A 19,051-nucleotide genomic window follows, 5' to 3' on the forward strand; every position below is an offset into this window, starting at 1 on the left:
GGGTGGATTCAGAGGGGCTTGTGCATGATGTGGAGCCCCACATAACCCTGTTCGGGATGGTTGAACCCCTCGGGCAGGGTCCCGATGACCTCGAAACCGAGGGAGCGGTACAGCGCTACGGCATGGGTGTTCGTCTCCACCACGGCGTTGAACTGCATGGCGCGATATCCCGCCGTACGCGCCCAGTCCACGGTGTACGCGCACAGGGCCCTGCCCACGCCCCGGCCGGAGTGCTCAGGGTCGACCATGTAGCTGGCGCTGGCGATGTGCGAGCCGTTGCCCATGTGGTTCCTGTTCATCTTGGCCGTACCGAGGACGGCCCCGGCGTCGTCGACCGCGACGACCGTACGGCCCGGGTCCGGGAGGAGCCACCAGCCCTGGGCCTCGTCCTCACCGAGGTCCAGGGGAAAGGTGAAGGTCTCCCCCGCGGCGACGATGGTGTGGAAGAACGGCCAGATTGCGGGCCAGTCCTTTTCGGTGGCTTCTCTGATCAGCATGGAGGCCAAGATGCCCGGGCGAACGGCCGCACGCAATCGCTTTAACGATCTCTGCGTCCCGCCCTGCGCAGGCCGATCCGGACGAGCAGCCCTCGCCGAGCCGCCGGCCTTCCACCAGGCCGGCGGGGTGCCGGGCCGGTCGGATCGGATGCCGGCACCGGGCCGACGGGTGCCGGCCGGCCGGTCGCCGGCCGGTCCGGAGCCCGGCTGCCCGCCGAGGGGCGGGACGCGGGGTGGTATCCGGGGCGCGGGGCAGGGCGGAGTTCGCGTGCGTGTTCCAGCTCCAGCGTCAGATTCACCCGGCGCCAGAGGATTTCGTCCGGATCGTCCGCCAGCTTCAGCCGCGCCATGGCTTCCCTGCCGGATACGGATCCTGGGCGGCCGAAGTCGGGATCCGGCTGCACCCGGGCCAGATAGGCCCGCTCGTAGGGGTCCTCCACCACCTCCGCGAGCTGGACGGGGTCCAGGGCGGACGCCTGCAGTGCCGCGCGTGCCCACGGGTCCTCCGCCCGGCTCAGCAGCCTGTCGATCCTGCGCCCACGCCAGTTGCGCGCACGCCAGTCGGTGCCCGCGTCCAGCATGGTCCGCATCCCCGCCGGGCTCTTCCCCGTGATCAGATCGGGTTCCCTCGCGGCGAAGGCGAGGAGCTCGTCCACCAGATAGAGCCAGACCACCGCGCGGTAGCGGTTCAGATAGAACGCGATCGGTGAGACGCACCCGATGCGGGCCAGGCCGGTGAAGCGCACGGGCCTGACTCCGAGGAGCGCGGCACCTTCCGCCGTGCCCGCTGTACGCACCTGGTCCCGGAGCGATCCGGGGAATCCCGGCAGCCCGAGCAGCCGGTCGATCTCCTGTCGGCGGATCCGCGGTCTCCCGCCGGCCGCCGCCGGTTCCACGGCGATCAGCCCCAGATGGACGGCGAGGTCGAATTCGCCGCGCTTCAAGGTCAGTTCCTGCGCCGCCCGTCCCGCGGACACGCACACGGGCGTCGCCGCGGCGGTAACGGTCATGACCGTCCTCCCCCGTGGTCGAATACTCTGTGTGACCACGGTAGCCGGGGGAGGAATTACTCGCAGAGCCTGTGGATAACTGCTGGGTCTGCACAGAAACAGCAGGTCAGAGGTGGTCGATACTCTCGGCTCCCTGCCGGGCCGTCACACCGAGGTGTTCGCCCACCCGGTTGACCAGCAGGGTCATCTCGTAGGCGACCTGGCCGACATCGGCCTCGGCGGCGGTCAGTACGCAGAGGCAGCTGCCGTCCCCCGCCGCCGTCACGAAGAGCAGCGCCTCGTCGAACTCGACCATGGTCTGGCGTGCTCTGCCCGCACCGAAGTGACGCCCCGATCCCCGGGCCAGGCTCTGCAGCCCGGACGAGACCGCCGCCAGGTGCTCGGCGTCCTCCCGGGCCAGACTCGTACTGGCCCCGGTCACCAGCCCGTCGTTCGACAGCACCAGCGCGTGCTGGATGTGCTCCACCCGGCTGGTGAGATCGTCAAGGAGCCAGTCAAGTCCCCGGTCCAGCGCCATGTGCTCGTCCTCCCCGTTCATCAGTTCCCCACGTCCCGCGCAAGCCTTGCGTACGGCTCCCCTGCGGGCAAGCGCCTCCCCACTCCGGGGGCGTTGCTTCGCGCCACCGGACGCCCGCCGTCCGCGACGGGCGTCCGGCACACTGCGTGGGACACGGATGGCCTTGCCGCGGCCCTCGTCTCACGCGGGTCCGGCGGACTGGCCGACCGAGTCGAGGAGCCGCGCGGTGTGCATGCGTCCGGCGTACTCGACCATGCGGATCAGAACCTCCTTTCCGGAGGCGCGGTCACGCGCGTCGCACAGGACGACGGGAGTTCCCCGGTCCAGATCCAGTGCGCGCGAGACGTCGTCCTCGGCGTAGGTCCGTGCGCCCGTGAAGCAGTTGACGGCGACGACGAAGGGGATGCGGCGGTGCTCGAAGTAGTCGACGGCCGGGAAGCAGTCCTCGAGCCGCCGGGTGTCGGCCAGGACCACGGCTCCGAGCGCGCCCTGTGACAATTCGTCCCACAGGAACCAGAACCGGTCCTGCCCCGGCGTGCCGAAGAGATAGAGCGACAGGCCCGACCGGATCGTGATCCGCCCGAAGTCCATGGCGACCGTCGTGGTGGTCTTCTGATCGACCCCGCCGGTGTCGTCGACCAGTTCTCCGGCCTCACTGAGGAGTTCCTCGGTCCGCAGCGGCCGGATCTCGCTCACCGCACCGACGAGCGTCGTCTTGCCGACCCCGAATCCGCCGGCGACCAATATCTTCAGGGCGAGGGCCGTGGAGTCCCCGTCCTCTTCCCCACCTGTGCTGTCCACATGCTCGAAGGACATCGATCACTTCTCCCGCCGGTGCCATCAGTAGGGGCGACAGCATGGCAATCAGGGGCAGCCGCCGGAGAGGGTGCACGGAATTCGACTTATGTGTCCGGACGCTTTCGTTCCATGCTCGGACGGGGGCGCAATCCGTCCTGAGTAGGCGGTGCACACGACAGTTAGCGGAACCGTCAGAGCGCCCGCAGGCCGTCGATCACCTCCCGCAGGATGCGTTCGTCGGGGAGTTGCGCGGGCGGGACCGGCCTGCTGACCCGGACACAGCCCGCTTCGAGCAGATCTCCGAGAAGCACCCGCACCACCCCTACCGGCAGATCGGCGTCCGCTGCGAGCTCCGCGACGGACTGGATCTCGTCGCGGCACAGAGCCAGCAGAGCCCTGTGCTCGGGGCCCAGCAGCGCGTCGCCCTGTGGGTCGGCGACGCCGTTGTCGGCCGCCACGAGGGCGATGAGGTCGAGCCGGGCCCCGGTGGGCGCCGCCTGGGTCCGGCCTCCGGTGACGGCGTAGGGGCGGACCAGCGGGCCCGCCTCGGCGTCGTACCACTGGCTGCCCGGCGGCACTCCGTCCTCGCTCGTGCGCACGTGCCCGTCCTCAGCCTGTCGCCGACGGGCCGGCGAGCCTCACCGGGGAGGCCAGGTGCTCGCCCACCCGCTTCACCAGCCGCGCCATCTCGTACGCCACGAGGCCGATGTCCGCGAACGCCGTGCTCAGGACGGTGAGGCAGGAGCCGTCCCCGGCGGCGACGACGAACAGGAAGCCATCGTCCATCTCGACCATCGTCTGGCGTACGCCCCCGGCGCCGAAGTGGCGTCCCGTGCCCTTCGCCAGACTGTTGAAGCCCGATGCCACGGCCGCGAGGTGCTCCGCGTCCTCGCGGCTCAGCGCATGGGACGCGCCAACGGCCAGACCGTCGTTGCTCAGGACGACGGCGTACCGGATCTCGACGACCCGTGCGACCAGATCGTCCAGCAGCCAGTCGAGCTCGCCGGACCGGCGGGAAGGCCTCTCGTTCACGATCATCTCTGGTCTCCTTCGGTGTGCCGACGGAACGGGGATGCGGGGGCGGGGCGGCCGCCGGGGCTCTTCCCCGGTGCGGCGCCACCTCCACGGACCCATCCGTCGCGGTAGGCGGTCATGCGGTCACGGGCCTGTTCGGGGGTGCGCTCGGCCGTCGGCACGGGCCCGCCGGAGTACGGCTCACCCTCCTCCGGGCGCGGCTGTTCACGCAGTTGGGGTACGAGGCTGGCCTGCCGGACCCGGCGGGGCAGCTCGCCGTCCTCGTCGGCCGGGCGCGGGCGCCGGTGCAGCGCGGTCACCGGGGCCGGCCCCGGCCGGTGCCCGGTCGGCGCCGCCGGGTCCGCACCCGGCTCCAGGGCGGGTACGGCGACCGGTGCGGAGAAGGCGGTGGGCCGCGGGCGGGCCGGGTGCGGGTTGTGACCGTGCCCCGGGCCGTCGTCGTCCCTGGCCACCGTCGTCGTACGGCCGGGGGGATCCGCCGGGCCGGCCGTCGAGCCTTCCGGGAGCCCGCCCTGGAGCAGCGCGGTCGGCAGCAGCACCACCGCGGTCGTGCCCCCGTAGGCGGAGGTGCGCAGCTGGACCTTGATGTGGTGGCGGGCGGAGAGCCTGCTGACCACGAAGAGGCCGAGCCGGTCGCTGTCGAAGAGGTCGAGGGTCTCGGACTGTTCGATGCGGCGGTTGGCCTCGTCGAGCAGTTCCTTGCCCATGCCGAGACCACGGTCCTCGACCTCCAGGGCGTAACCGTTGCCCACGGGTTCCCCGCTGATCCGCACCCTGGTGTGGGGTGGCGAGAACTGGGCCGCGTTCTCGACGAGTTCGGCCAGCAAATGGGTGAGGTCGGCCACCGCCGCGCCCTTCACGCGGGCGTCCGGCAGTGCCCGTACCTCCACGCGCGCGTAGTCCTCGATCTCCGAGACCGCCGCGCGTACGACGTCGGTCAGCGGTACGGGCATCCTCCAGGCGCGTCCCGGGGCGGCGCCGGAGATGATGATCAGGCTCTCGGCGTGCCGTCTCATACGGGTGGTGAGGTGGTCGAGGCGGAACAGGTCCCCGAGTTCGTCCGGGTCCTCGGCACGGCGTTCCATGCCGTCGAGGAGCGCGAGCTGACGGTGGACGAGGACCTGACTGCGGCGGGCCAGATTGACGAAGACCCCGGAGATTCCCCCGGCGAGTTCGGCGCGTTCGACGGCCGCGTCGAGGGCCGCGCGGTGCACGGTGTGCAGGGCCTCCCCCACCTGGCCGATCTCGTCGTGCGACGTCCGGCCGGGCGGCGCCTCGGCCCGTACGTCGATCTCCTCACCGGTGCGCAGGCGCCGCATGGCGTGAGGCAGTTTGCGCCGGGCGATCTCCAGCGCGCTGTCCCGGAGACCCATGAGTTCGACGACGAGCCCGCGGCCGATCCGTACGGAGATCGCCAACGAGGCTGCGACGGCAAGGAATCCGAGCAGGACCGCCGCCCCCGCGGGACTGAACAGCGCCCGGGTGAAGGGGTCGGCGCGGTCGGCCGCGCGTGCGTCGGCCGACGCCGCGATGGCGCGCAGCTCCGTGCGTACGGCCTTCGCGTCCCTCTCCCAGGCCGCGGCGGACACCGCCTTCGCCGCGCGCCGGCCGGGCGGTGCGGCCAGCACGGTGTCCTCGGCCGCCACGAGCCTTCGGTGGGCGGCGCGCTCGGTGAGGTCACGCCAGGCTGCCGGCCCGGCGGCCGGCAGATCGCCTCCGGCCGCTTCGGCCAGTGTCCGGCGGGTCTCCACGGCGCCGGTGAACAGGCGTAGTCGCTCCCCGTCGAGCGTGCCGGTCAGTGCGGCCGACGCCAGCAGGGCCTCCTCGCGGGCGAGCATCTCCCCGCTCCGTGCCAGTTCGAGCAGGACGCGGGTCTCGGAGCCGGCTTCCGCGTCCTGGACGCCGGTCAGGGATCCCGTTACCCCGAAGGCCGCGGTGATGGTCCCGGTGTACTGCGTGTACGCGGTCCGTGTCGCGGCGGCCCGGGATGCGGCGGAGCCGCCCTCGGGCGGGTTAAGGAGGCCGGTGCGCAGGGTGCGCAGTCGCTGCGTCCGGTCCAGGAAGGCGCTGAGCCGGGCGGCGGGTCCGGCGGGAAGGACGCCGGCGTCGGCGACGGTGTGTCCGTCGCCCAGGCTCAGAGCCTCCAGTGCCGTGTCCGTCCGCCTGGCACGCCGCTGCAGGGCCGAGGCGTGCTCGGCTCCGGGGGCGGCCAGCTGGCGCAGTGCCGCCGTGCGTTCGTCCTGCAGTGCGCCGACGGCTGCCGTGACCGGGGCCCGCACCGTGCTGTCCACGCGCTGGACCTCACGCAGGCGTGCCACGTCCTGCGCCGTGGTGACGGTGGCGAGTCCCCAGAGGGCCAGCAGGGAGACGACGGGCACCATCAGCAGCGAAATGATCTTTGCCCGTACGGTCCGGGGGCGCAGCGACCGGCGTCCGGGCCCGGACCCGCCGGGCGAGGACGGTCCGGTCCCGCGCTCGGGATGTTCGTCCGCGGGCGGTCCGGCGTGCGCGCGTCGTCCTCGCGGCGGTGCCACGGGCCGGCCGGTGTGTGCGCCTGGGTCCGGGGTCGTCGTACGGGGTGTGGGCATGGCCTCCTCGTTCCGGGTGGGAGCTCTGTGCCCCGTTTGCTGTGTACGCCAGGCGAACTCGTGGGTCCGGCGGTCAGATGGCGGGCGCCTTCGCGGGACGTTCGGCGGAGGCGCCGTCGGAGCCCGTGGCCGACGCCCCGGCCGTGTGGTCCCGGGCCGGCGGTGAGAGCGCGACGAACGCCGAGGTGAGGAAGAGGTACGACCCGAGGCCGACGGCGAGGGGGAAGATGAACTGCATCACCGTGGCCCCGGGAAGTCCGGCTCCCGACGGTGTGACCCGGACACCGACCGCGAGCATGCCGGTGTAGTGCATGCTGCTCACCGCGGCACCCATGACGAGGGACGCGAGGGCGACGGCCCCGGGCGACTTGATGTGGAGTGCTGCCCACAGGGCCGCGGTGGCAGCGACGACGGCGATCGCGACGGAGACCGTCACCCGCAGCGGGTCGTAGGCGACGGTGCCGTGGAGGCGCAGTGCGGCCATGCCCAGGTAGTGCATGCTGGCGACGCCGAGGCCGGTCGTGAGGCCGCCGATGAGGAGGGCCCGCGGGCGGTCGCGGCCGTAGCCGACGGTGAACACTCCCGCCCCGACCACCAGCATGGCGACCAGCAGGCTGAGGAGGGTGAGCGGCACGTCGTAGCGGATGTCGGTACCGGTGACGCCGAAACCGAGCATGGCGACGAAGTGCATCGTCCAGATGCCGGTGCCGAGGGCGGATGCGGCGGTGAGCAGCCAGTTGCGGCGTGAACGCCCGCTGGTGCCGAGCGCGCGGACGGTGCAGCGGAGTCCGAGTGCGGCGCCGGTCGCTGCCATCGCGTACGACAGCACGGGTGTCAGCCAGCCGAAGGTGGCGTGGTCCAGGTGTCCCATGGATCCGGGACGCTAGCCCCCTCCGGGGCACCTGCCGGGGGCCCGGTTCGAAAGGTGCTGGAATATGACAGAGAGATGTACCCGAACGATCAGGGAGCGTTCGAACGTGTGCACCGGTTCTGTCGTTTCGCTCGGGTCCGGACTGCGCGATCATGTCCGTATGGCCGATGACCACACACACGTCCAGGACTTCTTCTCCACCCGGGCGGCGGACTGGGACAGCCGTTTCCCCGATGACGGACCCGCCTACGCCGCCGCGGTCGGCGAGCTCGGGCTGCGTCCCGGCGGCGCCGTGCTCGACGCGGGCTGCGGCACGGGGCGGGCGCTGCCGGCCCTGCGTGCCGCGGTCGGGCCCGGCGGCACGGTGATCGGGGCCGACGTGACGCACGCGATGCTCCAGGCGGCCCTGAGAGCGGGGAGGGAGGCGAGCGGCGCCCTGCTGCTGGCGGATGCCGCGCGGCTTCCGCTGCGCGCCGGAGTGCTCGACGCCGTCTTCGCCGCCGGGCTGATCTCGCATCTCCCGCACCCCGCGCGAGGCCTCTCGGAGCTCGCTCGCGTGGTGCGTCCGGGAGGCCGCCTCGCCCTGTTCCATCCGATCGGGCGTGCCGCGCTGGCCGCACGGCACGGCCGGGCCCTCTCGGACGACGACCTCCGGGCCGAGCCCCGTCTCACGCCCCTGCTGGCCGAGGCCGGCTGGCGGCTGGACGCATACACCGACGAGGACAGCCGATTCCTGGCACTGGCCGTACGGACCGGCTGAGCGGCGGTCACCGCTCCGGCCGCGCACACCCGCTGCGCGGCCGGGCGCGCGGTCCTCAACTCACTCGGCAGGTGCGTCCGATGGCCGTGCGTGCGGCATTGGGCAGCCGCGCACACCCGGGGTGGGGAAGGTGCCGAGCCGGGCCACCTCGTAGCCGTCCGGGTAGCCCTTGATCTCGGGGTTCTGGCGGGCGTAGTGCGGGGTGGAGCGCGGCGGCAGGAGCCGTACGGCGCGGGCTCTCAGACGCAGGGCGCCGCGGGTCAGACCCCGGGCGACGGGGCCCGGTCGCTCGTACCGGAAGGCCCGCAGCAGCGAGTCGTCGAGCAGGGCCAGGCCGGCCCTGCGGACCACGGGCGCGAGGGGACGCGGATACCAGGAGCCCATCAGGGCCAGGGTGGCGTCCGAGACCGCGCGTGCGCCCTCGTCCCAGCCGAAGTGCTCCTCCTCGTACGAGTCCAGGACCCGCTCGAAGTCCTCGTACGTCTGCGGCACGTCCTGGATGCCCATGCGGGCACCGAGCGTGCGGTAGTACGCGGCGAAGGCGCGCAGCTCGTGGCCGGACAGCCTGCGCCAGCCGTAGGTGTCGAGCCAGCGTTTGGGGGTGACGACGAATGTGCACAGTACATAGCGCATGTCGTCGTTGCTGATGTCGTAGCTGCGGTGCATCCGGTTGATCCGCCGGACGGCCGTGCGGCCCTTCTCGCTGTCGAAACCCTGCTCGACGACGGTGTCGAGAAGAAGTGCGGTGTCGTCGTACCTCTTCTGTGAACGTTCCGTCAGTTCACCTGTCTCCGCGAGCAGTCGGCCGATGCTGGGGACGGCGTACGTGCGGTACAGGGCGAGTTCGAGAGCGCGGGTGATGTCCCAGGGGAATTCGTACGAAACGGTGAGCCGGTAGATCTCCAGGAAGTCCCGCTCCGGGTCCAGCCGCTGGATCTCCTTCAGGCGTTCGAACCGCTCCACCATGCTGTCCCCCTCGTCGGCCGGAATCGCAACCCTACGTGTCCCAGGCAGGGCGGCACCACGGTACGAGGGTCGACGTGGCGCGCGCCGGCGGCCGTCGGCGGCACCCGGACACGTGGCCGTTATCGCTTGTCAGGGCCTCGACGACAGGGTTACCGAGTAGTTAAGGTGCGCCGACGGAACAAGCGACCAGGGATGAGGGTGGGTGCTGTGGCTGCGACGGACGACACGGTCGCCGACGACGACGCGCTGTTTGTGCTGACCGCGGTGCTGCTGACCCCCGCGCAGTTCCCCAGCGTGCTGGGCGACGACTACGTGGCCGCGTGCGCGGCGCTCGGTCTCGAGCCGTACGCCGAGGGGTACGGCCTCGTGCTCGGCCAGGACAGCGGCGGTGCCCGGTGGACGGTGGTCGTCGAGGACGTGTCACTGGTGGCTGTCGCCATCGCCTCGTGGGACTGCGGGATGGAGTACGACCTCTCCCCCGACGACCGCTCGGTGGTCTGCGCGCTCCCGGGGTGGCCGCTCGCCCTGGCGGTCGCCGCGCCCGGCGTGCCCGAGCCGCACGATCCGGTGCCCGGCCCGGACGACGAGGGCCCGGCGCCCCTGACGCCGCCGGACACCGAGGTCTGGGGAGCGCCGCAGCGGCGCCTCGGTGCGGACGAGATCGCCCTGCAGTGGGCCGCGTGGCGCGATCAGATCGACGACGAGACGGCTTTCGGACGGCCCGGGGAGACCGCACCGTCCGACGGTGAGGTCCCTTCCGGCGGCACCCCGGCCGGTGAGGCACGGGCCGAGGAGGAGACGAGTACGGCGGAGCCCGCCGGATCAGGGCAGCACCCCGGCGTACGCAAGGCGCTGGAAGCGGCACGGGCGTATGTCGACTCGCCGCCCCCGCCCGGCCGGATCCGCTCCGCGTTCGCCCCTGGCGGGGCCCGTACGCTGCGGGCCGACGGCCCGGGCTGGTCCCTGGTGGCCAGGACCGACGACATCGCGTTCATCCTGCTGGACGAGGAACCGGGCGAGATCATTCCGGTCGGCCGCGGCCCCGAGCTGCCGGGCTTGCTGAAGTCGCTCGACGAACTGGCGGTCCGGCCGTCCTGACCCGCGTAGTACGCACGGGCCGCGGACGGCCCGTGCGTACTACACGCGCTCCAGTGGACGGTGCGGCTCCACGGGCAGCACCGCCTTGACCGTGTCACCGGGCCGCACGACTCCGCCCGTCGTGACGACGCCCATGATTCCGGCCTTGCGGACGACGGTGCCGTCGTCCGCGCGGCCGACGACCTGTTTGAGCAGACCGTCCCGGAAGTTGTCGATCTGCAGGCACGGGTTCCGCAGGCCCGTCACCTCGACGACGGCTTCGTCGCCGAGGTGGAGCAGCGTGCCCACGGGGAGTGCGAGGAGGTCGATCCCGCTGGTGGTGATGTTCTCCCCGAGCTCGCCCGGGCCGACCTCGAACCCCGCGTCCCCGAGCTCGGCGAAGAGCTCCTGGTGGATGAGGTGGACCTGCCGCAGGTTGGGCTGCCTGGGGTCCTGGGCGACCCGGGAGCGGTGTTTCACCGTGACGCCGGCATGGATGTCGCCCTCCACACCGAGTCCGGCCAGGAGCGTGACGCTGTCCCTGTTCGGCTTGGTGAAGGAGTACACACCGTTGCTGCTCACCGCGGTGACCGAGCTGTTCAGCGCCCTATCTCCTTACGGCTGATCCTGCGGAGCCTGCGCCTCTGTGACGGGTCGAGCATCAGGTACCCCACCGTGGGTACGCCGATGAGGACCAGCAGCGACCACCAGAATCCGATGAACGGAATCAGGATGACTGCCGCGACCACTCCCCCGATGGCGATCTTTGCACCGTTCGACATGATCCATGCCTCCTCCGCGGCCGGAGCCGCTCCTGCTGGGACAACGCCTGTGCGCCCCCATCCGTTCCTGCTGGGGCGCACAAGCCTGCGACGGCCTACCGGAGGGGTTCGCCCACCTCGTGCATGTGCTCCAGCGCCTGCCGGTACGACTCGATGATTCCCGTCTCCGCGTACGGCATCCCGATCGATGCGCAGTGCGCCTTCACCAGCGGCTGCGCCAGCCTCAGGTGGGGACGGGGCATGCTCGGGAAGAGGTGGTGCTCGATCTGGTAGTTGAGGCCGCCGAGGAACCAGTCGGTGAGGAAGGCGCCCCGCACGTTGCGCGAGGTGAGGACCTGGCGCTGCAGGTGGCCCCAGCGGTCGCCGTCGGGGTCGGGCATCTCCATGCCCTTGTGGTTCGGTGCGAAGGCCATGCCCAGGTGGAGGCCGAACAGCGCATGGTGGACGAGGGCGAACACGAGGGCCTTGCCCGGGGACATGACGCTCAGGAGCAGCGTGGCGTACAGCGCGAGGTGGCCGGCCAGCAGGAGGCCGGACAGTGCCCGTTCACGGGCGGGCTGCCGCCGCAGGAACTGGAAGCCGTAGATCTTGAGCGCGATGCCTTCGAGGAGCAGCATCGGGAAGAAGAGCCGCGCCTGGTTGCGGGTGAGCCAGCGGGCGAAGCCCTCGCGCTGGGCGGCCTGCTTCTGGGTCCACACCAGGGCGCCCACCCCGACGTCGGGGTCCTTGTCCACGTGGTTCGGGTTGGCGTGGTGGCGTACGTGCTTGTCGTTCCACCAAGCCTCGTTCATACCGAGGAACAGATTGGCGTGCACGAGACCGATGACCCGTCCGGCCTTGCGGTCGCCGGTTATCTGGGCATGCCCCGCGTCGTGCCCGAAGAAGGCGGTACGTGTCCACAGGAGGGCCAGGGGCAGGGCGAGGAAGAGGGTCCACCAGGTGTCACCGAGGAGCACCATGCCGGTGATCACGGCGCCGAGGGCGACCAGGTTGGCGGTGATCCCCGCCGCGTACCAGCCGGTTCGCCGGTCCAGGAGCCCCTGCTCCTTGACGGTCTTCAGGAGCGGTGCGAAATCGCTTCCGGGGGGCGGCGCGACCGCCTGGCCCTCCGATCCGTCGCGGGGGTGTGGCGCAACGGTGGCTGCTGGGGGCATGACGTCTCCGGTTTCTGGGCATCTGCGCTGACCTCGTCAAACGTACGGAGAGCGGGCCTGCGGCAGCCATGGCGCCATCACCCCGGCCGTGCGGGGGAAATCCCCCGTGTCCGGTGGTGGTGCGGGCTGTACCTCAGACTTCAGAAGGCAGAAATGAGTGAGGTGGATCACTGGGCATCTCTCCCGGAACGGGCCGTGGGTGGAGTACCCTCGGCGAACCCCGGGCTCACTAGTCAAATTTGAGGAATCTGACATCGCTGTGCACAGGCTCCCTGCGGCAACGCTCAACGAGATCTCTGAACTGTCCCGCTGCTCCGCAGTCTTCCTCCCCGCGGATCCGGCCCGTACCGGCCTGATCGCGTTCTGGAATGCGGACGGTAGCACCCCTCCCCACGGACAGGGGAGTCCGGCGGAGCTCACGGTCGTCGGCAACGACGTCCGGGCTTACGTGGTACCGGCGTTGACGATGCCTGTGCGGGACGCTCTGCCGGTCCTGACACGGGCGCGGGCGGGCGCTCATGCCTCGCCCTCCGCCGCCTTCTGGGGTGCTGCCGGCGTTCTCGCGCTCCAACTCGTCGCGCGCGGACTGCTGCTGCCCGGGCTGAGTCCCGCGGACCACGATGCCTGGCGGGCCGGCCCGCTGACCGTCGACGATCTCGAACGGATCCGGGTACTGGCGGCTTCCATGCCTCCCGACGCTCACGCGGTGCCGCTCGACGGGCCGGCCGGGCCTGTGATGCTGGCCGAACCGGAGTCGCTGCTGCGGTCGTTCCTCGACGCGGTGGTGGACGGGATGCCACGTACACCGGCGGCCGAACTCGTCACGGGCACACCGGCGTTCGCCGCACCGGACGCGCAGCGTCTGCCCGGCCTGCGGCCCTGGGCCGCCGATGTGGCGGCCGGTCACGATGCGGGCGTGCGGCTCTCCCTGCGTGTCGAGGTCTCGGGGCTCGGTGACGCGGACGGCGCGGAAGGTGCTGCGCCCTCCTTCCGTGCGGTCCTGCAGATCCACAGCGTCCAGGACCCCGCTCTCGTCGCCGACGCGGCGGACGTGTGGGCCGACCGCTCCCCCGCCGCCTCGCTGTTCGGTCCGCGCGCCCGCATGGACGCCCTGCTCGCTCTGCGGCGCGCCGCCCGGGCGTGGCCCCCGCTGATGCCGCTCCTGTCGGCCGCCGTTCCGGACGCGGTCGAGCCGGCCGACGAGGAGGTCGCGGAGCTGCTCGGTCCTGCGGCCAGGGCGCTCGCCGCGACGGGTGTCCAGGTGCACTGGCCCAGAGGACTGACGGGGAAGCTCACCGCGCGGGCGGTGATCGGCCCGCAGGACGGCGGCTCCGGGACGACCGCGCGGACCGGGGCGGACACACCGTCCTTCCTGTCGGCCGACGCGCTGCTGTCGTTCGACTGGCGGTTCGCGCTGGGCGGCACGGCGCTGAGCCGGGCGGAGCTCGACCAGCTGGCGGAGGCGGGCAGGCCGCTGGTCAGACTGCGCGACCAGTGGGTGCTCGTCGACCCGGAGGACGCCCGCCGGGCCCGCGGCACCCAGGACCACAAGGTCACCCCCATCGACGCGCTGGGTGCCGTGCTGACCGGGACCACGGACGTGGACGGGCACCGGGTGGAAGTGGCGGCCACCGGCTGGCTGGAGCAGCTGCGGGAGAGGATCGCCGACCCGGAGCCGGAGGACCGCCGCACGGTCGCACAGCCGGCCGCGCTCGACGCGAGTCTGCGGGACTACCAGCTGCGCGGCCTGAACTGGCTGCACACGATGACCTCGCTCGGCCTCGGCTGCTGCCTCGCCGACGACATGGGACTGGGCAAGACGATCACGCTGATCGCACTGCATCTGCACCGGCAGGCCGTCGAGTCCGCAGCGGGGCCCACGCTCGTGGTGTGCCCCACCTCCCTGATGGGCAACTGGCAGCGGGAGATCGAGAAGTTCGCCCCGGGCACACCGGTACGCCGCTTCCACGGCGCGTCGCGCTCGCTGGAGGGCCTGGCGGACGGCGAGTTCGTCCTCACCACCTTCGGCACCATGCGTCTCGACGCGGCCCGGCTGGCGCAGGTGTCGTGGGGCATGGTCGTCGCCGACGAGGCGCAGCACGTCAAGAACCCGCACTCGGCGACGGCCAGGCAGCTGCGCACCATCGGCGGACGGGCCCGCGTCGCCCTCACCGGCACCCCGGTGGAGAACAACCTCTCCGAGCTGTGGGCCATCCTCGACTGGACGACGCCCGGACTGCTCGGGAGGCTCGGTACGTTCCGTACCCGCTACGCGAGCGCGGTGGAGGGTGGCAACGACCCCGCGGCGGCCGAGCGGCTCGCCTCGCTGGTCCGCCCGTTCCTCCTGAGGCGCCGCAAGTCCGACCCCGGCATCGCACCTGAACTCCCGCCGAAGACGGAGACCGACCGCGCCGTCTCGCTCACGGCGGAACAGGCCGGCCTGTACGAGGCGGTGGTGCGCGAGACACTCGACGAGATCTCCGGCGCGGACGGTTTCGCGCGGCGCGGGCTGGTCATGAAGTTGCTGACGGCGCTCAAGCAGATCTGCAACCACCCCGCGCAGTACCTCAAGGAGGAACAGCCGCGGATCGTGGACCGTTCGGGGAAGGTGGAGCTGCTGGACGAGCTGCTCGACACAATCCTCGCCGAAGGGGCGAGCGTGCTGGTGTTCACCCAGTACGTGCAGATGGCGCGGCTCCTGGAGCGGCATCTGGCGGCGCGTGGGGTCCCCACCCAGTTCTTGCACGGGGGCACGCCGGTCGCCGAGCGGGAGGCCATGGTGAACCGGTTCCAGGCGGGCGGGGCCCCGGTGTTCCTGCTGTCCCTCAAGGCGGCGGGTACGGGGCTCAATCTCACCCGGGCCGGTCATGTCGTGCACTTCGACCGCTGGTGGAATCCGGCCGTGGAGGCGCAGGCGACCGACCGGGCGTACCGGATCGGGCAGACCCAGCCGGTGCAGGTGCACCGTCTGATCGCCGAGGGCACGGTCGAGGACCGGATCGCCGCCATGCTGGCCAGGAAGCAGGGGCTGGCGGACGCGGTTCTCGGCAGCGGAGAGGCCGCGCTGTCGGAACTGAGCGATGCGGAACTGGCCGAACTGGTCGAGCTGCGAGGGGGCGCACGATGATGAACAGGGGTGACGGGCCGGAGCGCACGTTTGCCGCCCTGCCGCCGGCACAGGGCCGGGGCTTCGCCTCGTCCTGGTGGGGGCGGGCCTGGCTGAAGGCCTTGGAGGACACCGCGCTCGACGGTCAGCAGCTCAAGAAGGGGCGGCGGCTGGCCCGGGAGGGCGGGGTCGGCGCGGTGTCCGTCCGGCCCGGCCGGCTGACCGCGGTCGTTCAGGACCGTGACTCGACGGCGTACCGCAGTGATGTGCTGCTCCAGGAGCTGACCGAGGAGGAATGGGACCGTTTCCTGGACATGGCGTCCGAACGGTCCGGGCACATCGCCGCCCTGCTCGACCGTGAGATGCCGCCGCACCTGGTGGAGGACGCGGCCGCTGCCGGCCTCGACCTGCTGCCGGGGATCGGTGATCTGGAGCCGGAGTGCAGCTGCGAGGCCTGGGACCACTGTCCGCACTCGGGCGCCCTGTGCTATCAGGTGGCGCGGCTGCTCGACCAGGACCCCTTCGTGCTGCTGCTGTTGCGGGGGCGCGACGAGCGGCGGCTGCTGGACGAGCTGCAGGTGCGCAGCGCCGCCCGTGCGGGCCACGGGACGGGTGACGAGACGTCGGCGGAGGACCCGGCCGCCGGGCCTGCGCCGCGCGGGGTGCGGGCCGACGAGGCGTACGCGGCACGGGACATCCTGCCGCCGCTGCCCCCTCCCCCGCCCCTGCCGGCGGAGCCGGGTCTGCCGCCGTCGCTGGACACGGAGACGGATCCGGCCGCGGGTGTCGATCCCTCGGCCCTGGAGTTCCTGGCCGCGGACAGCGCCGTACGGGCGTTCGCGATGCTGGCGGAGGCACTCACTGCGGGTCACGGTCAGCAGGCCCCGGCAGCCGGTCTCACCCCGGAGCAGGACGCCGTGCGGCTGGCCGCCGACGGCCGGCCCGACGTCCGTCTCACGGCGCGTCTCGGTGCGGCGGCCGGGCGCGGACCAGCCGGGCTCGACGTCGCGGTGCGGGCCTGGCGGTACGGCGGGACGGCGGCGCTGGCGGTGTGCGAGGAGGAGTGGCTGCCCGGCCCTGAAGATCTCGCCCGCGCCCGGACGCAGCTCGCCTCGGCGTGGGAGGAGGGCGAAGGACCCCGGCTCCGCGGCTCCGGCAACCGCTGGACCGTGGCCGGTTCGGGCACCCAGCTGCGGTACGGGCGCGACGGGCGATGGTGGCCGTACGCCAAGGAGCGGGGCCGGTGGGTGCCCGCCGGGCCGGCGGAGGACGATCCGGTGGCCGCCCTGGCCTGGACGGTGCCGGGTTCCTGAGGGCTCTGCGCCCGGTGCGGAACCGTTCGGTGGGGCGGCGCGTGTTGTGCCGTAGACCGGACGACCTCCCCACGCACAGGAGTTGCCGATGCAGCGCAGACGGATAATTCAGGGTGCCGCGGTCACGGCCGCCGCGGCGCTCCTTCCGGCCTCGGTCCGCGCCGTGGCCGCCCCTGCGGCGGACACGGACTACCCGGAGGCACAGTGGTATCCGGCGTCCGCGTCCAACTACACCGTTTCGAACCGCCCTTCGGAGTATCCGGTCGACCGGGTCATCATCCACGTCGCCCAGCAGACGTTCACCGAGACGATCGGCATCTTCCAGAACCCGGCCAAGAAGGTGTCCGCCCACTACGTGGTGCGGTCGGGTGACGGGCTCGTGGCCCAGTGCGTGCAGGAGAGCAACATCGGCTGGCACGCGGGGAACTGGGACTACAACACGCGCAGCATCGGCATCGAGCACGAGGGCTGGGTCGACCAGCCGTCGTACTTCACCCACACCATGTACGAGCGGTCGGCGAGGCTCACGGCGGACATCTGCGACCGTCACGGCCTGCCCAAGGACCGCGCACACATCATCGGCCACCACGAGGTGCCGGGCAGCGACCACACCGACCCGGGGGTCAACTGGGACTGGGTGCGCTACATCCGTCTCGTCAACCTGCTCTGAGACCGGCCTCTGCTGCGGGCGGGCGGTGCGGGAACACCCCCACCGCCCGCCGGAGGGCGACGGCGTCGTCAGACCGCCGCGTTGCGCCAGACCGTCAGGTCCAGGGTCATGTACTTGCTCGGTGAGTCCTCGTTCGAGAAGCCCTGCACCGTCACGAGCCCGATGTGGCCCGTGCCGGTGAACACGCAGACCTGACGGCCCTTCGAGAGCTTCTCGGTGGCGATGTTCTCCGTGAACCTGGTGTCGGCCCGGCAGGTTTCGAGCGAACCCTGCTGGGACGGGTCGAGCAGCACCAGCTTTCCGTCGGTGCTCTCCGCGTCGAGGTATCCGCCCGTGTCGTAGGAGAGTTCGTACCCGGCGTCCTCGCCTTCCTGGGGACGCACGTCCTCGTCGGCGAGCGTCAGGTGGTAGCCGGCGGTGAGGTTGATGCCGTTGTACTCGGCGGGCTCGGGGTCGGGCTTCTCCTCCGTGGCGTCGTCCGACGTGTCCGCGGGCTTCGCGTCGGCGTCCGGCGTCCCGCTCGCTCCCTTGTCCTGTCCGCCCTGGGGCGAACTCCCGCTCTCCGTCTGCTTCCGGTCGTCCTTGTTCAGCAGGTACACGGTGCCACCGCCCGCGATACCGAAGACCAGTGCCGCCGCGAGGGCGATGAACAGTCCGCGCCTGCCGGAGCTCTTCCTGGGCGCGGGGCCCTGGTTCATGGGGGCGGGCACGGGATGGCCGGGGTAGGACTGTGCGTGCGCGGCGTGGTGCGTGGGCGCGTAGGCCTGCGCCTGCGCACCGGCCGGCTGCGTGGGGTGGTGCGGCTGCTGGGGCCGGTAGGCCTGTGGCGGCCCGAATCCCGGGGGCGGGGTGGCCGGTGCCGGGGCCGCCGGCGCGGTGGGAGAGTACGCCGCGCCCGGTGCGGTGGCGGGGGCGGCCGCCGGAGGCGGCGGGGTCTGGAGGGGGGCGGGAGCAGCCGTGCGTACGGTGATGTCGGCGGCCACCGGCGCGGGAAGCCAGTCCTCGGGGCGGCGCAGGACCGTCTCCGCGTTCGCGGTCCGGCACAGCTCGATGATCTCGGCGATCGACGGCCTGCCGGCGGGGTCCTTGGTGAGGCAGCGGGTGACGAGCTCCCTCAGCCGGTCCGGAACCCCGCTGAGGTCCGGCTCCTCGTGGACGATCCGGTAGAGCACGCCGTGCGAGGTCCCCTCGCCGAACGCCGGGTTCCCGGTCGCGGCGTAGGCCGCCACCTGGCCGAGGGCGAAGATGTCGGTGGCCGGGGTGACCTTGCGCCCAGCGGCCTGTTCGGGTGCCATGAACGACGGCGTACCGATAGTCACGCCGCTGCCGGTGAGTGAGGTCGCGTCGGCCGCGTAGGCGATTCCGAAGTCGATGACCCGGGGGCCGTCGGCGGCGAGCAGCACGTTGGAGGGCTTCAGGTCGCGGTGGACGATGCCCGCGCCGTGGATGACGTGGAGCGCCTCCGCCATGCCGGCGATCAGCAGGAGCACGGCCTGTACGGGCAGCGCACCGTGCGCCGCGACGGCGTCGGCGAGCGAGGGGCCGGGCACGTAGGCGGTGGCCAGCCAGGGCTGTGTGCCTTCGGTGTCGGCGTCGATCACGGGTGCCGTGAACAGCCCCTGCACCCGCTGCGCGGACTGCACTTCCTGGGCGAAGCGACGCCGGAATTCGGCGTCCTCACCGAATTCGGGGCGGATCACCTTGATCGCTACGGGCCGCCCGCCGGGTGTGTACGACAGATAGACCTTGCCCATCCCGCCCGCGCCGAGCTTGGCCGCGATCCGGTACCCGGCGATCGTGGCCGGGTCGTCCCCCGCCAGTGGCTGGAAGATCTGGGAGCCGTTGCCCCGGTCCTGCTGCTGACCACTCATCTGCTTGTATCTCCCCCGAAGGACACTGATGGCGAA

General features: G+C 71.9%; 18 protein-coding genes. 5 read left to right on the plus strand and 13 right to left on the minus strand.

Features of this window, described 5'->3' with window-relative positions; genetic code table 11:
• Window positions 1-8: 8 nt before the first annotated feature.
• From ACIRD8_RS24840 to ACIRD8_RS24875, 8 genes are all read right to left on the minus strand, one after another.
• Window positions 9-497 carry a GNAT family N-acetyltransferase gene (locus tag ACIRD8_RS24840; RefSeq protein WP_403995521.1) on the minus strand — a complete coding sequence of 163 codons (489 nt, stop codon included), beginning with the start codon at window positions 495-497 and terminating at the stop codon, window positions 9-11.
• A 41-nt stretch (window positions 498-538) separates the two neighbouring features.
• On the minus strand, window positions 539-1,507 hold the full coding sequence (locus ACIRD8_RS24845) for a DUF6397 family protein (protein WP_403995524.1): 969 nt from the start codon (window positions 1,505-1,507) through the stop codon (window positions 539-541).
• A 106-nt stretch (window positions 1,508-1,613) separates the two neighbouring features.
• A complete protein-coding gene (locus tag ACIRD8_RS24850) occupies window positions 1,614-2,024 on the minus strand; it encodes a roadblock/LC7 domain-containing protein (RefSeq protein WP_403995920.1) in 411 nt (136 codons plus the stop codon).
• 180 nt (window positions 2,025-2,204) lie between these two features.
• Window positions 2,205-2,840, minus strand: coding sequence for a GTP-binding protein (locus ACIRD8_RS24855; RefSeq protein ID WP_403995527.1), 636 nt, complete (start codon window positions 2,838-2,840; stop codon window positions 2,205-2,207).
• Window positions 2,841-3,013: 173 nt separating this feature from the next.
• On the minus strand, window positions 3,014-3,421 hold the full coding sequence (locus ACIRD8_RS24860) for a DUF742 domain-containing protein (protein WP_403995530.1): 408 nt from the start codon (window positions 3,419-3,421) through the stop codon (window positions 3,014-3,016).
• 10 nt (window positions 3,422-3,431) lie between these two features.
• On the minus strand, window positions 3,432-3,860 hold the full coding sequence (locus ACIRD8_RS24865; protein WP_403995533.1) for a roadblock/LC7 domain-containing protein: 429 nt from the start codon (window positions 3,858-3,860) through the stop codon (window positions 3,432-3,434).
• A complete protein-coding gene (locus ACIRD8_RS24870; protein WP_403995536.1) occupies window positions 3,857-6,445 on the minus strand; it encodes a nitrate- and nitrite sensing domain-containing protein in 2,589 nt (862 codons plus the stop codon). The genes ACIRD8_RS24865 and ACIRD8_RS24870 overlap by 4 nt, the downstream gene beginning before the upstream one ends.
• A gap of 73 nt (window positions 6,446-6,518) precedes the next feature.
• The gene (locus ACIRD8_RS24875) at window positions 6,519-7,316 is read right to left on the minus strand and encodes an MHYT domain-containing protein (protein ID WP_403995539.1); all 798 of its coding nucleotides are present in this window, start codon (window positions 7,314-7,316) and stop codon (window positions 6,519-6,521) included.
• 160 nt (window positions 7,317-7,476) lie between these two features.
• Between ACIRD8_RS24875 and ACIRD8_RS24880 the strand changes: the two genes are divergently transcribed.
• Window positions 7,477-8,076, plus strand: a complete 600-nt coding sequence (locus ACIRD8_RS24880; protein WP_403995542.1) for a class I SAM-dependent methyltransferase — start codon at window positions 7,477-7,479, stop codon at window positions 8,074-8,076.
• Window positions 8,077-8,136: 60 nt separating this feature from the next.
• Here the strand turns inward: ACIRD8_RS24880 and ACIRD8_RS24885 are convergent, their stop codons facing one another.
• Complete coding sequence (locus ACIRD8_RS24885) at window positions 8,137-9,042, minus strand: oxygenase MpaB family protein (RefSeq protein WP_403995545.1); 906 nt, start codon at window positions 9,040-9,042, stop codon at window positions 8,137-8,139.
• A gap of 207 nt (window positions 9,043-9,249) precedes the next feature.
• On the opposite strand from ACIRD8_RS24885, the gene ACIRD8_RS24890 reads away from it, so the two are divergent.
• On the plus strand, window positions 9,250-10,140 hold the full coding sequence (locus tag ACIRD8_RS24890) for a hypothetical protein (RefSeq protein WP_403995548.1): 891 nt from the start codon (window positions 9,250-9,252) through the stop codon (window positions 10,138-10,140).
• A 39-nt stretch (window positions 10,141-10,179) separates the two neighbouring features.
• Here the strand turns inward: ACIRD8_RS24890 and ACIRD8_RS24895 are convergent, their stop codons facing one another.
• The 3 genes from ACIRD8_RS24895 to ACIRD8_RS24905 all read right to left on the minus strand — a co-directional run bounded on the left by ACIRD8_RS24895 (window position 10,180) and on the right by ACIRD8_RS24905 (window position 12,055).
• Window positions 10,180-10,722, minus strand: a complete 543-nt coding sequence (locus tag ACIRD8_RS24895) for an MOSC domain-containing protein (RefSeq protein WP_403995922.1) — start codon at window positions 10,720-10,722, stop codon at window positions 10,180-10,182.
• On the minus strand, window positions 10,719-10,901 hold the full coding sequence (locus ACIRD8_RS24900) for a hypothetical protein (protein WP_403995550.1): 183 nt from the start codon (window positions 10,899-10,901) through the stop codon (window positions 10,719-10,721). Before ACIRD8_RS24900 ends, ACIRD8_RS24895 begins: the two co-directional genes overlap by 4 nt.
• A gap of 95 nt (window positions 10,902-10,996) precedes the next feature.
• On the minus strand, window positions 10,997-12,055 hold the full coding sequence (locus tag ACIRD8_RS24905) for a fatty acid desaturase family protein (protein ID WP_403995553.1): 1,059 nt from the start codon (window positions 12,053-12,055) through the stop codon (window positions 10,997-10,999).
• Between the two features lie 259 nt (window positions 12,056-12,314).
• On the opposite strand from ACIRD8_RS24905, the gene ACIRD8_RS24910 reads away from it, so the two are divergent.
• The 3 genes from ACIRD8_RS24910 to ACIRD8_RS24920 all read left to right on the plus strand — a co-directional run bounded on the left by ACIRD8_RS24910 (window position 12,315) and on the right by ACIRD8_RS24920 (window position 17,144).
• The gene (locus ACIRD8_RS24910) at window positions 12,315-15,182 is read left to right on the plus strand and encodes a DEAD/DEAH box helicase (RefSeq protein ID WP_403995556.1); all 2,868 of its coding nucleotides are present in this window, start codon (window positions 12,315-12,317) and stop codon (window positions 15,180-15,182) included.
• Entirely contained in the window at window positions 15,182-16,474 is a 1,293-nt protein-coding gene (locus tag ACIRD8_RS24915) for an SWF or SNF family helicase (protein WP_403995925.1), read from the plus strand. The genes ACIRD8_RS24910 and ACIRD8_RS24915 overlap by 1 nt, the downstream gene beginning before the upstream one ends.
• Before the next feature lie 88 nt (window positions 16,475-16,562).
• Window positions 16,563-17,144 carry an N-acetylmuramoyl-L-alanine amidase gene (locus ACIRD8_RS24920; protein ID WP_403995559.1) on the plus strand — a complete coding sequence of 194 codons (582 nt, stop codon included), beginning with the start codon at window positions 16,563-16,565 and terminating at the stop codon, window positions 17,142-17,144.
• A 68-nt stretch (window positions 17,145-17,212) separates the two neighbouring features.
• Here the strand turns inward: ACIRD8_RS24920 and ACIRD8_RS24925 are convergent, their stop codons facing one another.
• Window positions 17,213-19,015: a serine/threonine-protein kinase gene (locus tag ACIRD8_RS24925; protein WP_403995562.1), complete on the minus strand. Its 1,803-nt coding sequence runs from the start codon at window positions 19,013-19,015 to the stop codon at window positions 17,213-17,215.
• Between the last annotated feature and the right edge of the window lie 36 nt (window positions 19,016-19,051).

It is taken from the genome of Streptomyces sp. NPDC102451 (assembly GCF_044765485.1).
Taxonomy (GTDB): Bacteria; Actinomycetota; Actinomycetes; order Streptomycetales; family Streptomycetaceae; genus Streptomyces.